The organism is Citrobacter sp. CK198 (assembly GCF_030333295.1).
Lineage (GTDB): Bacteria > Pseudomonadota > Gammaproteobacteria > Enterobacterales > Enterobacteriaceae > Citrobacter_B > Citrobacter_B koseri.
On record NZ_JAOWGE010000036.1, the window covers coordinates 255,117 to 268,689 of the forward strand.

General features: G+C 54.9%; 13 protein-coding genes and 1 tRNA gene. 5 read left to right on the forward strand and 9 right to left on the reverse strand.

All coding sequences use genetic code 11. From position 1 onward, the window contains the following. The first annotated feature begins 253 nt into the window (after positions 1-253). The 5 genes from OGY62_RS22200 to luxS all read left to right on the forward strand — a co-directional run bounded on the left by OGY62_RS22200 (position 254) and on the right by luxS (position 3,880). Positions 254-330 (forward strand) — tRNA-Arg (locus OGY62_RS22200). A gap of 263 nt (positions 331-593) precedes the next feature. Continuing rightward, positions 594-1,160, forward strand: coding sequence for a fructose-1-phosphate/6-phosphogluconate phosphatase (gene yqaB, locus OGY62_RS22205; protein ID WP_012134803.1), 567 nt, complete (start codon positions 594-596; stop codon positions 1,158-1,160). Then, positions 1,157-1,585, forward strand: coding sequence for a YqaA family protein (locus OGY62_RS22210; RefSeq protein ID WP_012134802.1), 429 nt, complete (start codon positions 1,157-1,159; stop codon positions 1,583-1,585). The genes yqaB and OGY62_RS22210 overlap by 4 nt, the downstream gene beginning before the upstream one ends. 73 nt (positions 1,586-1,658) lie before the next feature. Beyond that, entirely contained in the window at positions 1,659-3,215 is a 1,557-nt protein-coding gene (gene gshA, locus OGY62_RS22215; protein ID WP_012134801.1) for a glutamate--cysteine ligase, read from the forward strand. Positions 3,216-3,364: 149 nt separating this feature from the next. Then, entirely contained in the window at positions 3,365-3,880 is a 516-nt protein-coding gene (gene luxS, locus OGY62_RS22220; RefSeq protein WP_012134800.1) for an S-ribosylhomocysteine lyase, read from the forward strand. Between the two features lie 123 nt (positions 3,881-4,003). Here the strand turns inward: luxS and emrB are convergent, their stop codons facing one another. From emrB to proV, 9 genes are all read right to left on the reverse strand, one after another. Beyond that, positions 4,004-5,542 carry a multidrug efflux MFS transporter permease subunit EmrB gene (gene emrB, locus OGY62_RS22225; RefSeq protein ID WP_012134799.1) on the reverse strand — a complete coding sequence of 513 codons (1,539 nt, stop codon included), beginning with the start codon at positions 5,540-5,542 and terminating at the stop codon, positions 4,004-4,006. Positions 5,543-5,558: 16 nt separating this feature from the next. Continuing rightward, the gene (gene emrA, locus OGY62_RS22230; RefSeq protein ID WP_024130884.1) at positions 5,559-6,731 is read right to left on the reverse strand and encodes a multidrug efflux MFS transporter periplasmic adaptor subunit EmrA; all 1,173 of its coding nucleotides are present in this window, start codon (positions 6,729-6,731) and stop codon (positions 5,559-5,561) included. 128 nt (positions 6,732-6,859) lie between these two features. Next, a complete protein-coding gene (gene mprA, locus OGY62_RS22235) occupies positions 6,860-7,390 on the reverse strand; it encodes a transcriptional repressor MprA (protein WP_012134797.1) in 531 nt (176 codons plus the stop codon). Positions 7,391-7,480: 90 nt separating this feature from the next. Next, positions 7,481-7,816 (reverse strand): L-valine transporter subunit YgaH, encoded by a 336-nt coding sequence (gene ygaH / locus OGY62_RS22240; protein ID WP_047461737.1) that lies wholly within the window; start codon positions 7,814-7,816, stop codon positions 7,481-7,483. After that, the gene (locus OGY62_RS22245) at positions 7,806-8,543 is read right to left on the reverse strand and encodes an AzlC family ABC transporter permease (RefSeq protein WP_012134795.1); all 738 of its coding nucleotides are present in this window, start codon (positions 8,541-8,543) and stop codon (positions 7,806-7,808) included. Before OGY62_RS22245 ends, ygaH begins: the two co-directional genes overlap by 11 nt. A 124-nt stretch (positions 8,544-8,667) precedes the next feature. Next, entirely contained in the window at positions 8,668-9,852 is a 1,185-nt protein-coding gene (locus OGY62_RS22250; protein WP_012134794.1) for an MFS transporter, read from the reverse strand. Between the two features lie 191 nt (positions 9,853-10,043). Next, entirely contained in the window at positions 10,044-11,039 is a 996-nt protein-coding gene (gene proX / locus OGY62_RS22255) for a glycine betaine/L-proline ABC transporter substrate-binding protein ProX (RefSeq protein ID WP_286460553.1), read from the reverse strand. A 189-nt stretch (positions 11,040-11,228) separates the two neighbouring features. Beyond that, positions 11,229-12,293: a glycine betaine/L-proline ABC transporter permease ProW gene (gene proW, locus OGY62_RS22260; RefSeq protein WP_047461746.1), complete on the reverse strand. Its 1,065-nt coding sequence runs from the start codon at positions 12,291-12,293 to the stop codon at positions 11,229-11,231. Further along, positions 12,286-13,488 (reverse strand): glycine betaine/L-proline ABC transporter ATP-binding protein ProV, encoded by a 1,203-nt coding sequence (proV, locus tag OGY62_RS22265; protein WP_012134791.1) that lies wholly within the window; start codon positions 13,486-13,488, stop codon positions 12,286-12,288. Before proV ends, proW begins: the two co-directional genes overlap by 8 nt. Between the last annotated feature and the right edge of the window lie 85 nt (positions 13,489-13,573).

Below are 13,573 nucleotides of genomic sequence, written 5' to 3' on the forward strand. Positions count from 1 at the left end.
GATAGAGTACTCGGCTACGAACCGAGCGGTCGGAGGTTCGAATCCTCCCGGATGCACCATCTTCCCCGATATAACAGCTACGCTGTTGTTTCATGGTCTGCGAAGCTATCGCAAGCACCAGGGAGGATAACGTTGCTTCAGCAACGGCCCGTAGGGCGAGGCGCAGCCGAGTAATCCTCCCGGATGCACCATCTCTTACTTGATACGGCTTTAGTAGCGGTATCAAAATCTGCAATAAAGTAAGTTTCCCGATGCATCCGTAGCTCAGCTGGATAGAGTACTCGGCTACGAACCGAGCGGTCGGAGGTTCGAATCCTCCCGGATGCACCATCTTCTCCGTTATAACAGTTACGCTGTTGTTTCATGGTCTGCGAAATCGTCGCAAGCACCAGGGAGGATAACGTTGCTTCAGCAACGGCCCGTAGGGCGAGGCGCAGCCGAGTAATCCTCCCGGATGCACCATCCTTCTCCACCATCTTCTCCTGAATACCTCCATTACCTCTCTACCCTGAACAATCCTCATTTCTCTGTCAGCGACAAAATCAGTCAATTACGATAAAGTAACATCTGGTCATTTGGTTTGTGAGAACACGATGTACGAACGTTATGCGGGTTTGATTTTTGATATGGATGGCACCATCCTGGATACCGAGCCGACGCACCGTAAGGCGTGGGACGAGGTATTAGGGCGCTATGGTCTTCGCTTTGATCTGCAAGCGATGGTGGCGCTTAACGGTTCTCCAACCTGGCGTATCGCGCAGTCGATTATCGAACTGAATCACGCCGATCTTGACCCTCATGCGCTGGCGCAAGAAAAAACTGATGCAGTGAAAAGCATGTTGCTGGATAGCGTAGAGCCTCTGCCGCTGGTTGAGGTGGTCAAAGCCTGGTATGGCCGTCGACCTCTGTCGGTGGGAACGGGCAGCGAAAGCGCAATTGCCGAAGCGCTATTGACCCATCTGGGGCTGCGTCGTTATTTTGATGCAGTTGTCGCTGCGGATCATGTTCTGCACCACAAACCCGCGCCGGACACGTTCCTGCTGTGTGCGGAGCGTATGGGCGTTGTGCCGACGCAATGCGTCGTGTTTGAGGATGCGGATTTCGGCTTGCAGGCAGCACGCGCGGCGGGAATGGATGCCGTGGACGTTCGACTATTGTGAGTGACGGGCTGTCGCTCCTGTCACTGTTTGCCAGCAGTTTTCTCAGCGCCACGCTGTTGCCCGGTAATTCCGAAGTTGTTTTAGTTGCCATGTTAGTCTCCGGGGTAAGTCATCCCTGGGTCTTAGTCTTAACAGCAACAATGGGTAATAGCCTTGGAGGGTTAACTAACGTTATCCTTGGGCGTTTTTTTCCGTTGCGCAAAACATCGCGCTGGCAGGAAAAAGCCACTGGCTGGCTTAAGCGCTACGGTGCAGTCACACTATTATTAAGCTGGGCGCCGGTTATCGGTGATTTGCTGTGCCTGTTAGCGGGATGGATGCGCATCTCGTGGGGGCCAGTGCTCTTTTTTTTATGCCTTGGTAAAGCGTTGCGTTACGTTATCGTCGCAGCCGCTACGGTTCAGGGCATTATGTGGTGGCACTAATTGTGGGATAGACATTTACCGTCACCATTACAATTATGCTAATTAAAACGATTTTGACAGGCGGGAGGTCAATTTGATCCCGGACGTATCACAGGCTCTGACCTGGCTGGAAAGGCATCCTCAGGCACTAAAGGGGATTCAACGCGGGCTGGAGCGCGAAACGCTGCGTGTTAACGCTGATGGCACGCTGGCAACCACGGGTCATCCTGACGCGTTAGGCTCGGCGCTGACGCATAAATGGGTCACGACAGATTTTGCTGAAGCCCTGCTGGAGTTTATTACCCCGGTAGACGGCGATATTCAGCATATGCTCACATTGATGCGCGACCTGCATCGCTATACGGCCAGAAATTTGGGTGATGAGCGAATGTGGCCGCTGAGTATGCCTTGCTATATTGCTGAAGGGCAGGATATTGAGCTGGCGCAGTACGGTACGTCAAATATTGGTCGTTTGAAAACGCTTTACCGGGAAGGGTTGAAAAACCGTTACGGCGCGTTGATGCAAACCATCTCCGGCGTACACTACAATTTTTCGCTGCCGATGGCATTCTGGCAGGCGAAGTGTGGCGTCGTGGACGGGGAAGATGCGAAAGAGAAAATTTCCGCAGGTTATTTCCGCCTGATCCGTAACTATTACCGTTTTGGGTGGGTCATTCCGTATCTGTTTGGCGCCTCTCCGGCTATTTGTTCCTCATTCTTGCAGGGCAAACCCACCACGCTGCCGTTTGAAAAAACGGACTGCGGTATGTACTACCTGCCGTATGCTACGTCGCTGCGTTTGAGCGACCTGGGTTATACCAATAAGTCGCAAAGCAATCTTGGAATTACGTTTAACGATTTGCATGAATATGTGGCAGGATTGAAGCGCGCGATCAAAACGCCGTCCACGGAGTATGCGGAGATCGGTCTGGAGAAGGACGGTAAACGCCTGCAAATCAACAGTAACGTGCTACAGATTGAGAACGAGCTGTATGCGCCGATCCGCCCTAAACGCGTGACGCGTAGCGGAGAAACGCCGTCAGATGCGCTTCTGCGCGGCGGGATTGAATATATCGAAGTGCGTTCGCTGGATATTAACCCGTTCTCGCCCATTGGCGTGGACGAGCAGCAGGTGCGTTTCCTGGATCTGTTTATGGTCTGGTGCGTACTGGCCGATGCGCCGGAAATGAGCAGCGACGAGCTGCTGTGTACGCGCACAAACTGGAATCGGGTGATTCTGGAAGGGCGTAAACCAGGGCTGACGTTAGGGATTGGCTGTGAAACCGCGCAGTTCCCGCTGCCGAAAGTGGGTAAAGATCTGTTCCGCGACCTGAAACGTGTGGCGCAAACGCTGGACAGCATCCACGGGGGAGAGGATTATCAGAAGGTATGTGATGAACTGGTTGCCTGTTTCGACAACCCGGAGCTGACGTTCTCAGCGCGTATTCTGCGATCGATGATTGATACCGGGATTGGCGGCACTGGCAAAGCGCTGGGCGAGGCTTATCGCAATCTGCTGCGCGAAGAACCGCTGGAAATTTTGCGTGAAGAGGACTTCATTGCTGAGCGTGAGGCGTCAACGCGTCGTCAGCTTGAGGTTGAAGCGGCGGATACCGAACCGTTTGATGCGTGGCTGGAAAAGCACGCCTGACAGAAAAGAAAAAGGCCACTCGTGAGTGGCCAAAATTTCATCTCTGAAAACAGGGATGATGATAACAAATGCGCGTCTTTCACATACTCAGACTCGCCCCGGAACGAAGAGTTCAGTTTATTTTAAAAAATATTATCGGAGGTGGCTAAATGCCGTTGTTAGATAGCTTCACAGTCGATCATACCCGGATGGAAGCACCAGCAGTCCGGGTCGCGAAAACGATGAACACCCCGCATGGCGATACCATTACCGTGTTTGACCTGCGTTTCTGCATCCCGAATAAAGAAGTGATGCCTGAGAAGGGTATCCATACGCTGGAGCACCTGTTCGCTGGCTTTATGCGTAATCATCTGAACGGCAACGGTGTTGAGATTATCGATATCTCCCCGATGGGCTGCCGTACCGGTTTCTACATGAGCCTGATCGGTACGCCTGACGAACAACGTGTGGCAGACGCCTGGAAAGCCGCGATGGCTGACGTGCTGAAAGTGAAGGAGCAGAATCAGATCCCGGAGCTGAACGTTTATCAGTGCGGTACGTATCAGATGCACTCTCTGAGCGAAGCGCAGGATATTGCACGTCATATTCTGGAACACGACGTTCGCATCAACAGCAACGAAGAGCTGGCCCTGCCGAAAGATAAATTGCAGGAACTGCATATCTAGTCGAATGCAATGCCCGGTGGCACGATGCTTACCGGGCCTACAATGTGCGTGTTCTGTAGGCCGGATAAGGCGCAGCCGCCATCCGGCAAAAAAAAGCCAGTTCATCATGAACTGGCTTTTTCATTAATGCGCGCCTCCGCCGCCGCCGCCCGCGCCGAAAGGTGGTTTGGCGAACCAGACCAGCCCAAGCAGCACGAGGAAGATCCCGGCCGACATCCAGAAGATCTCATTGGCGGAAATAATCAGCCCCTGATTGGTAATCTGCTGGGCGATCCAGCCTGACGCCTGCTGCTGCGTCATCCCCAGCCCCTGTAGCTGATCGTACATCGCCTGGGCATTGGGGTTGTATGGGTTCACCGACTCGGTCAATTGCGAATGGTGCATCGCCTCACGGTTGGTCCACATGGTGGTGGTGATTGATGTACCAATTGACCCCGCCAGCGTTCGCGTAAAGTTAGACAGGCTCGACGCCGCCGCCAGACGTTCAGGCGGCAAGCCGGAGAGCGTGATGGTGGTGAGCGGCATAAAGAAGCAGGCTACGGCGAAGCCCTGAATAAACTGCGGCCAGGCCGATGCGCCGAAATCCATACCCGGCTCAAACGTCCACGCACGCCAGTAAAAGCAGACGGCATACATGATAAAGCTGAACGTGACCAGCCTGCGCATATCCAGCTTGTGGGCGAAACGTCCGATAATCGGCGACAGGATCACCGGGATTACCCCGACCGGCGCTGAGGCCAGGCCGGCCCACGTCGCAGTATAGCCGTATACCTCCTGCAACAGCTGCGGTAACAACACAATCGCGCCGAAATAGAGCATATAGGCGAGACTGATACACAAACAGCCAATCGTGAAGTTACGCGACTTGAACAAGGAGAGGTCAACGATTGGGTTATCGTCGGTCAGCTCCCAGACAATCAGGAAACTGATGGCAATGACGGCGACCACGGTCAGGATGATAATCTCTTGCGAGGCGAACCAGTCCAGCTCTTTCCCGCGGTCAAGCATGATCTGTAGACTGCCGATACCAATCACCAGCAGCGCCAGGCCGATAGCGTCGATACGTCGCTGCTCGGTGCGGGTCTCGCGACCGCGCAGGGTTTGCAGCGTCATCAGCACGACCGCAACCCCAATCGGCACGTTGATGAAGAAAATCCAGCCCCAGTGATAGTTATCGCTGATGTAGCCGCCCAGTATCGGGCCGCAGATCGGCGCGACAATCACCGTCATCGACCATAGCGCCAGCGCGATAGAACGTTTTGCGGGAGGATAGTTATTCAGCAACAGGCTCTGTGAGAGCGGGATTAACGGCCCTGCGACGACACCCTGAACCACGCGGAAGAAGATCAGCATGTTCAGACTGTTGGAGACCCCGCACGCCCATGACGCAATGGCAAAGGCGACGGTTGACCACATGAACAGCTTCACTTCCCCGACGCGTTTCGCCAGCCAGCCGGTAATCGGGATGGAGATCGCGTTCGCCACCCCGAATGAGGTGATAACCCATGTCCCCTGGCTCAACGATGAGCCAAGGTTCCCGGCGATGGTGGGGATCGCCACGTTAGCAATGGTGGAGTCCAGCACCTGCATGAATGTCGCCAGCGACAGCGCAATCGTCATAATGACCAGCTGCGCGCCTTCCAGCGGTTTTTGCTGTTGCATTACACGCACCTCAGGATTATCCCGCGTTGGCCTGCACAATCTCTTCGATCAGCTTATTGACCGGAGCGAGATTAATTTCTCGTGCGTTACTCTCAGAAACCGGGGTACTACGAACCTGGCTTGCCAGCACCTGTCCGTCGCGGTTCGACGTATCCACGGTGACGAGGGTTGATAAGCCGATACGCAGTGGATGCTGCGCCAGTTGCTGCGCATCCAGTTCAATACGTACAGGCAAGCGCTGCACGACCTTGATCCAGTTGCCGGTCGCGTTTTGCGCCGGAAGCAGGGAGAAGGCGCTGCCTGTCCCCATATCCAGGCCGACAACCTTACCGGTGTATTTCACGTCATCGCCGTAAATATCGCTGATGACCGTTGCCGGTTGGCCGATACGCATATGGGCGAGCTGCGTCTCTTTGAAGTTCGCGTCCACCCACAGGTTGGTGGCAGGCACGACCGCCATCAGCGGCGTGGTCGGGCTAATCTGCGCGCCAGGCTGTACGGCGCGGCGGGAGACGTAGCCGGTCATCGGGCTGACGATTTTGGTACGCTCCAGCGCCAGCCAGGCGTTGCGCACTTCCGTAGCCGCCTGTTGCACGGCAGGCTGATCTTCCAGCTTGCTGCCGAGGATCATAGCCTGGTTTGCGTTATATTGTTGAATTGCCACATCCAGCTGCGCCTGCGCGCTGGCGACGGCATCACGCGCGTGTTGCAGCTCTTCGCGACCAATCAGGTTCGCATTGCCCAGCGGCACGCGACGATTAAAGTCGCTTTGCGCCTGCGCCAGTGCGGTTTTCTGCACTTCAATGCTGGCCTGGAGCTGCTTGCTATTGATCATCAACTGGTGCGTCTGGCGAACGCTGGAGGCCAGCGCCGTTTTCGCTTTTTCGAATGCCTGTCTGGCATCCGTCTGGTCGAGCGTGACCAGCACGTCGCCCTGTTTTACAAAGTCAGTGTTATCAGCCCAGACTTTCGTCACGCTGCCTGATACCTGCGCCATGATTTGAACCTGGTTCCCTGCCACGTACGCATCATCCGTTTCTTCGATATGACGCAGTACTAAAAACCAATAAATCCCATATGCCACGGCAATTGCGATAAAGAGCAAGGTTAAAAGGATTAGCGCGCTTTTACGTTTGCCATTCTTCTTAACCGGTTGCTGCGGGGTTTGAGTCTCCGCATTTGCGCTCATGTTGTTCTCCACGATCTTATTTTTCATATCGGCTGGGCCGACGTTTTTGTCAGAAAGGCCAGCAGTATGACGTGCTGGCCTGTCAGTTTTTTCTTTTATAAATCTGGATGATTGAGCGTGTCGACGCGTTAGCGTAGCGCCTCAAGAACGGCGCCATCCTGATCCATCTGATCGAGACGCGTCAGGAGCTTACGAGTGATGTGCTCAAGTTGATCTTTTTCGGCGGTGCTGAGAGAGGACCATAGCTGGTGCAGGCAGTGATGCTGAGGCGGTAACACCTCGCGCAAAAACGCGTGACCTTTCTCCGTCAGTTGCAGATGCAGGCAGCGACGATCGTTATCGCTTTCACGACGTTCGATCCAGCCGCGTTTCTCTAACTCATCTGCGATACGTGTTGCGTTGGTACGGGACGAGCCCAGCGCGCAACTCAGTTCAGATGGCTGAATACTGTGGTTTTCCTGAGACTCCAGCGTAATCAACGCCATAAACAACGTCTCGTTAATCCCTTGAGCTTTCAGCATCTTATTGCGGTTTTCCAGCAGTTTGCCTTGCATATGCATGCAAAGGCGGGTCAGAAGGATCTCCTGGTAAGGAAACTCTTCGTGGCGGCTGGCGCGAAATTTTAGCATTTGTTCAATGGGCGTAAACGAACTATCCATTTGGGCATGACCTCATTAATTTCAGCCGATATAGTAACGACAGTGACAAATAAAGTAAATGTATTATTAATTTAAAATGATTCTTTTGGGTTATAAAATGACCCCTATCTTCCAGGCGAGTCCATAGCCCAGAGCGCTCAGTAGCGTTGGGATGATGATGCTGCGCGTCTTGTAGAAACTGACGCCCAGGACGGCAAACCCGACCAGCGTCGGAATGAACCGGCTGGCGTCGTGCATCACTTCGGGAGCCGTAGACACCACCAGCAGGGCGCAGATGGATGCGATGCCAATGGTGTCGAGCAACACGCCCGTTGCCCCGCGCCTGGCGGGACGGGTGTTTCCCATTCGCAGACGAAGCGGTAAATAACGAAAACAATAATTGGCGCAGCCAACCAGCAGCCCCAGCAGCAAAACCTCATAACTCATCGGGCGCTCCTTGCCAGAACGACTGGATCAAGGCGGTCAGACACCCGCTGGCGATACCCGCCAGGATAGCCGCAGGAATGGAAAACAGCGTGACGCCTGCCAGCGCGCCGATTAACGCCGCCGTGACGCACAGCGTTTGTTTGCGTTGAAAAGAGGCGAGCAAAAAGCTCATAAACAGGGCTGGTAGCATAAAACCTAATGCCGCCTCAACGGCGGGGAAGCCTTTCAGCAATCCGCTCCCGGAAAATGCGCCAATGACCGTGCCGAGCACCCAGGAGGCCCAGGAGCAGAACGCGATGCCGATCATCCAGTTTTCACTCCAGCGGCGGTTATCCCGCACCAGTTTGGCCGTGGCGGCAGCAAACACTTCATCGGTGAGACCAAATGCCCACAGGGCGGTTTTAGGTTTACTGAGCCGTTGGCTGATGCGACTACGCAGGGAAGGGCCGTACAGCACATGGCGTACGTCCATCGCCATCACGGTCAGCGCGGCGACCCATAATGTGCTGCCCGCCGCGAGCATGGTGGTGATGACGAACTGGCTGGCGCCTGCGTAAATAATACAGGAGAAAAAAACGCTTTCGAGGGGAGTAAAGCCCAGACGGGTGGCGTTAAGGCCAAACGCAAACGCCACCGGAATATAACTTATGACTATCGGTAAACTGTCTTTGAATCCTTCCGTTAATGTTGCCGGACGGGGCTCAGACTGGGGTGCAGGGCTTTCCATAAGATTATCTGATTCGTCACCGATGTTAAAATAACCAGCATAAATGAATCATATAACCTTAACAGAGTGGGGGACGCCTTAACACCCTGGGGAGCTCAATCAAAGGTAAACGCTTGCCATCTGCTTAATTTGCGGCTTCTTGTCGGTGAAAACCTCGCCACCAGACCAGCAGATTGAGCGCGGCGACGGTGGTACCGGCCAGACAAACGCCGGCCCAGCCGGCATGCTGCCAGGCCGATGCCGAAATCAACGAACCGGCGGCGCCGCCGATAAAGTAGCTGGTCATATACCCGGCGGTGAGCCGGTTACGCGCATCCGGGTGGACGCGGTAAATCACCGTCTGATTGGTGATGTGTACGCCCTGCACGGTGAGATCCAGCACCAGGATGCCAATAATCAGCGCCAGCACGGAGCTGTGTCCGTACCAGATAGCCAGCCAGGAGAGCAACAGCAACAGCAGGCCGAAAGTCGTGGTGAGATGGGACTTCCCTTTATCGGCAAAACCGCCCGCCGGACGTGCGCCCAGCGCGCCAGCGGCTCCCGCCAGACCAAACAGCCCAATCATCCCTTCGGAATAGTTAAACGGCGGCGCGGCCAGTAAAAAGGCCATCGATGTCCAGAGAATGCTGAAGTTGGCGAACGTCAGGCAGCCTAACAACGCGCGGGTGCGCAGGAGGCCGTCGTGGATAAACAGGCTGAACACGGAACCCAATAGCTGCGGATAGTTAAGATGCGTTTCTGATTTCACCTTTGGTAAACCGCGCCACAGCGCGACGGCCATCAGCGCCATCAGCACAGAAGCGACCCAGAAGACGGTGCGCCAGCCGCCAAGATTCGCCAGCAATCCGGCAACGGTACGCGCCAGTAAAATCCCCAGCAGCAGGCCGCTCATGATGGTGCCGACCACTTTGCCGCGCTTATCCGGCGTGGCGAGCGTCGCCGCCAGCGGCACCAGGATTTGCGCCACGACGGAGAACAGCCCGGTGAGCGCCGTGCCGAGAATCATCATACCGAGCGACTGACTGCTGGCGGTAATCAGCATGCCGCCTGCGGCCAGCAGCGTCATGGAGACGATGAGCGTCCGGCGCTCGAACATATCGCCCAGCGGCACCAGAAAGAGCAATCCGGCGGCATAGCCCAACTGAGCGGCGGTAACGATAAAGCCCGCCGAGCTGGCGGAAAGCGAGAAATTGTTTGCGATAGTATCGAGCAGCGGCTGGGCGTAATAGTTACTGGCGACGGCCAGACCGGTTGCCACGGACATTAAAACAATCAGCGCCGGGCTAAGCCCGTGAGTGGATTTGGTCATTATTTTGAGTCAGATATGATTTCCTGGGGTATCAATCATAGCGGATGTTTATGAATGTGAGTGGTTTGTTGAGTGATGGATTGTGCGGTTGGGGGAGGGCGTATAGGCCGGATAAGGCGCATCGCGCCACCATCCGGCATTGGTGTGGTTACTGCGCCTGATGGCGCGCAGCTTTAAGGCCGACGAGTGGGTTATTTCTGCGCGGCCAGCGCTTCTTTTACCCAGCCGTCAAACTGCTGCTGGTGGGCTTTGATCCAGCCGTCAACGTGACCCTGAACATCAGCCTCGGACGATTTGCCTTCATGCATCATCGCGTTCTGCGCGTTGATATCCGCCAGCGGCACCTTCATGATGGCGAACAGCTTCGCCGCCGCCGGGTTTTTCTCTGCCCAGGCTTTGTTGGCGACAATGTGCATGGTGTTCACCGGGAAGCCATAGTTCGCGCCGTTCGGCAGTTTAGTATCAATGTCTTTCTGCTCGCCCGGCAGGGAAGAGAACGGCACCTGCAACCAGACAACATCTTTACCCGGCTTCATCACGTCGCTCACCCAGTACGGCGTCCAGGTGAAGTACAGAATCGGCTTGCCTTCTTTGAAGCGGGTGATGGTGTCGGCCATCATCGCGGCATAGTTACCGTGGCTGACGTCGACGGTTTTTTCCAGATCGAACGCTTTGTTCTGGTGGTTAATCACCGCTTCACAACCCCAGCCTGGTGAACAACCCATCATGTCAGCTTTGCCGTCGCCGTTAGTATCAAAGATTTTGGCGATTTTTGGGTCTTTCAACTGGGCGAGGTTAGTGATCTTGTACTGCTCAGCGGTTTTCTTGTCGATCAGATAACCCTGCGCGGCGCCCGTCACGAATACCCCCTCGCGATAGAACTTTTTGTCTCCGCCCGCAGCGGCGTACATATCATCATGCAGCGGCTGCCAGTTCACGGCGGTAAAAGTTGCATCGCCAGAGGCAATGGAGGTGTAACCGACGTTGTAATCAACTTCGCTTGGCTTATTAACGGTATAACCCAGTTTCTCCAGCGCGCGGCTGACCAGCAGCGTCTGGAAGGTTTCTTCGGTGATGGTGCTCTGCACCGGCTGTACGGTAACGCCTTTGCCCGGCAGGTCGGCAGCGAATGCGCTGGTAGAGACAAGGGTGGCAAACGCTGTGGCAAATAGAATGTTATGTCGCATCGTTGTTCCTTATTACACTTCATCTTTCAAGCTGCCTCTTTGTTGGCTGCACTCATGCACCCCGGTCACGTACTGCGTGTACGCTCCTGGGGATACATTCGTTTGCCGCCGCGATGCAGCTTGAACGATTCTGTGTAAGCTAATGAATTGTAGACCCGGTAAGCAATGCGCCACCGGGCAACGGGTGAATTACTTAACGAAAGGGCGAGTGATAAGCCCAACGGGACCGGTGGTATACCAGCGGCGGTTGCCACGGCTGCGCGAGTCGCGACCAACGGCCTGGGTCAGGCGGTCCAGAATGATAGCGAGGATCACAATACCGACCCCGCCGACGGTCGCCAGCCCCATGTCGAGGCGGCCAATGCCACGCAGCACCATCTGACCAAGCCCGCCGACGGCAATCATAGAGGCGATCACTACCATGGAGAGGGCAAGCATGAGCGTCTGGTTAACACCCGCCATAATGGTGGGCATGGCCAGCGGTAGCTGTACTTTAAACAGCATCTGACGCGGACTGGCGCCAAATGAGCGTGAGGCTTCGATCAAATCCGCCGGAACCTGGTTAATCCCCAGAATGGTCAGACGCACAATCGGCGGCAGGGCAAAGATAATGGTCACTACCACCCCCGGCACGTTACCGATACCGAACAGCATCACGATCGGCACCAGATAGACGAACGCAGGCGTTGTTTGCATCGCATCCAGCAGCGGGCGGACAATTTTCGCCGCACGCGGACTGCGCGCCAGCCATATCCCCAGTGGCAAACCGATGACCACGCAGAACAGCAGGGCGGTCAGCACCAGCGCCAGGGTAATCATCGCCTGTGACCAGGCGCCAATCGCGCCGATGGCAATCAGGGACACCAGCGTGGCGGCCCCCATCCCCAGGCCGGAGATCTGCCAGGCGATCAGTGCGAAAATGATAATCGCCACCGGAGCTGGCATACCCAGCAACAGCTGCTGGAAGCCATTGAGAATGTAATCCACCGGTACACGGATGCCCTGGAAAACGGGGCGGAAATGCGTAACGACCCAGTCGATCCCTTCAGTGACCCAGCTGTCCAGCGGGATCAGCGTCTTATGGAACGGGTCCATAATATTAAAATGTTCTGGCGCAGGCGCAGGCGCGCTGGTCAGCCAGTCTGCGCCGCCGCCATCGGCAGGCGCGCCCGAAGGCGTTCCCCAGGCGTCGGCGGATTGCGCGGCGCTATCCGCCGCTGGCGCGGTATCCCACGGATTAGTTTGTTCAGCCATTGTTTGCCCCCTCGCGATCTAAAGCCTGTAGCAGCATGCGTTTTGAAATAATGCCGACATACTGTTGTTCCTCGTCGACAACCGGCACCGCACAAGGCGCCTGGCCAACATGAGAGAGCAACTCGCTAAGAGGTGTTTGCGCATCCACCGCCAGTGACTCGTCAATAAGCGCTGCTTCAATACCTTGCGCCTGGCTTAATGCCGCTTTTAATGAGTCGATGGAAACAATGCCGACAAACTTATTACCGCGTTCAATCACATAACCAAATTCACGGTCTTCATCCTGCAATAATTTCAGTGCGGAACGCGGACCAAAACCTGGCGTTTTACGAATTAATCCCACCGGGCTGCGGCGGGCAATATCTTTGGCGCTGAACACCTGGCTAATATCGACCCCACGGAAGAAGGTGCGGACATAATCATTCGCCGGGTTATTCAGAATTTCATCTGGCGTTCCCACCTGAACGACTTCGCCGTTTTGCATAATGGCAATACGATCGCCAATACGCATCGCTTCATCGAGATCGTGGGAAATAAAAACGACGGTACGCTGATGTTTTGCCTGTAGTTTTACCAGCTCATCCTGCATCTCGGTACGAATTAAGGGATCGAGCGCCGAGAAGGCCTCATCCATTAACAGAATGTCAGGGTTGATCGCTAATGCGCGGGCCAGACCGACACGCTGACGCATACCGCCGGAGAGTTCATCCGGGTAGCCGTGCGCATAATTCTCCAGCCCCACCTGGCGTAAAGCATCCAGCGCTTTTTCACGGCGCTCTTCAGCGGCAACGCCGGCTAATTCCATGCCGAATGCCGTATTATCCAGTACGGTCATGTGCGGCATTAATGCAAATGACTGGAAAACCATCGCAATTTTCTTTCTGCGCACCTCGCGAAGCTCGGCGTCAGATATTTTTGCAATATCAACGCCGTCGATCAGCACTTGCCCGCGGGTGGGTTCAATCAGGCGATTGAGAAGGCGTACCATTGTGGATTTACCCGAACCGGATAATCCCATGATGACAAAAATCTCGCCTTCTTCAATGGCCAGACTGGCGTCTTTAACGCCAAGCGATAGCCCTGTTTTATCCAGAATTTGCTCTTTCGAAAGTCCTTTTTCAATATATTTGAAAGCTCGCTGCGGATGCTCACCAAATATCTTATAGAGATTCTTAACTTCTAATTTAATTGCCATGCAATAGAAAGATTCCTGTTATTTATTATGTCGATACGATACCTGATAGAAATAGTCACCTTTTTCTACCCTAACATACTGAGAA

Excerpts from the sequence above, each read along its gene's own strand:
- yqaB (WP_012134803.1), top strand. The coding sequence starts at position 594 with ATGTACGAACGTTATGCGGGTTTGATTTTTGATATGGATGGCACCATC.
- luxS (WP_012134800.1), top strand. The coding sequence starts at position 3,365 with ATGCCGTTGTTAGATAGCTTCACAGTCGATCATACCCGGATGGAAGCA.
- emrB (WP_012134799.1), bottom strand. The coding sequence starts at position 5,542 with ATGCAACAGCAAAAACCGCTGGAAGGCGCGCAGCTGGTCATTATGACG.
- emrA (WP_024130884.1), bottom strand. The coding sequence starts at position 6,731 with ATGAGCGCAAATGCGGAGACTCAAACCCCGCAGCAACCGGTTAAGAAG.
- mprA (WP_012134797.1), bottom strand. The coding sequence starts at position 7,390 with ATGGATAGTTCGTTTACGCCCATTGAACAAATGCTAAAATTTCGCGCC.
- ygaH (WP_047461737.1), bottom strand. The coding sequence starts at position 7,816 with ATGAGTTATGAGGTTTTGCTGCTGGGGCTGCTGGTTGGCTGCGCCAAT.
- OGY62_RS22245 (WP_012134795.1), bottom strand. The coding sequence starts at position 8,543 with ATGGAAAGCCCTGCACCCCAGTCTGAGCCCCGTCCGGCAACATTAACG.
- OGY62_RS22250 (WP_012134794.1), bottom strand. The coding sequence starts at position 9,852 with ATGACCAAATCCACTCACGGGCTTAGCCCGGCGCTGATTGTTTTAATG.
- proX (WP_286460553.1), bottom strand. The coding sequence starts at position 11,039 with ATGCGACATAACATTCTATTTGCCACAGCGTTTGCCACCCTTGTCTCT.
- proW (WP_047461746.1), bottom strand. The coding sequence starts at position 12,293 with ATGGCTGAACAAACTAATCCGTGGGATACCGCGCCAGCGGCGGATAGC.
- proV (WP_012134791.1), bottom strand. The coding sequence starts at position 13,488 with ATGGCAATTAAATTAGAAGTTAAGAATCTCTATAAGATATTTGGTGAG.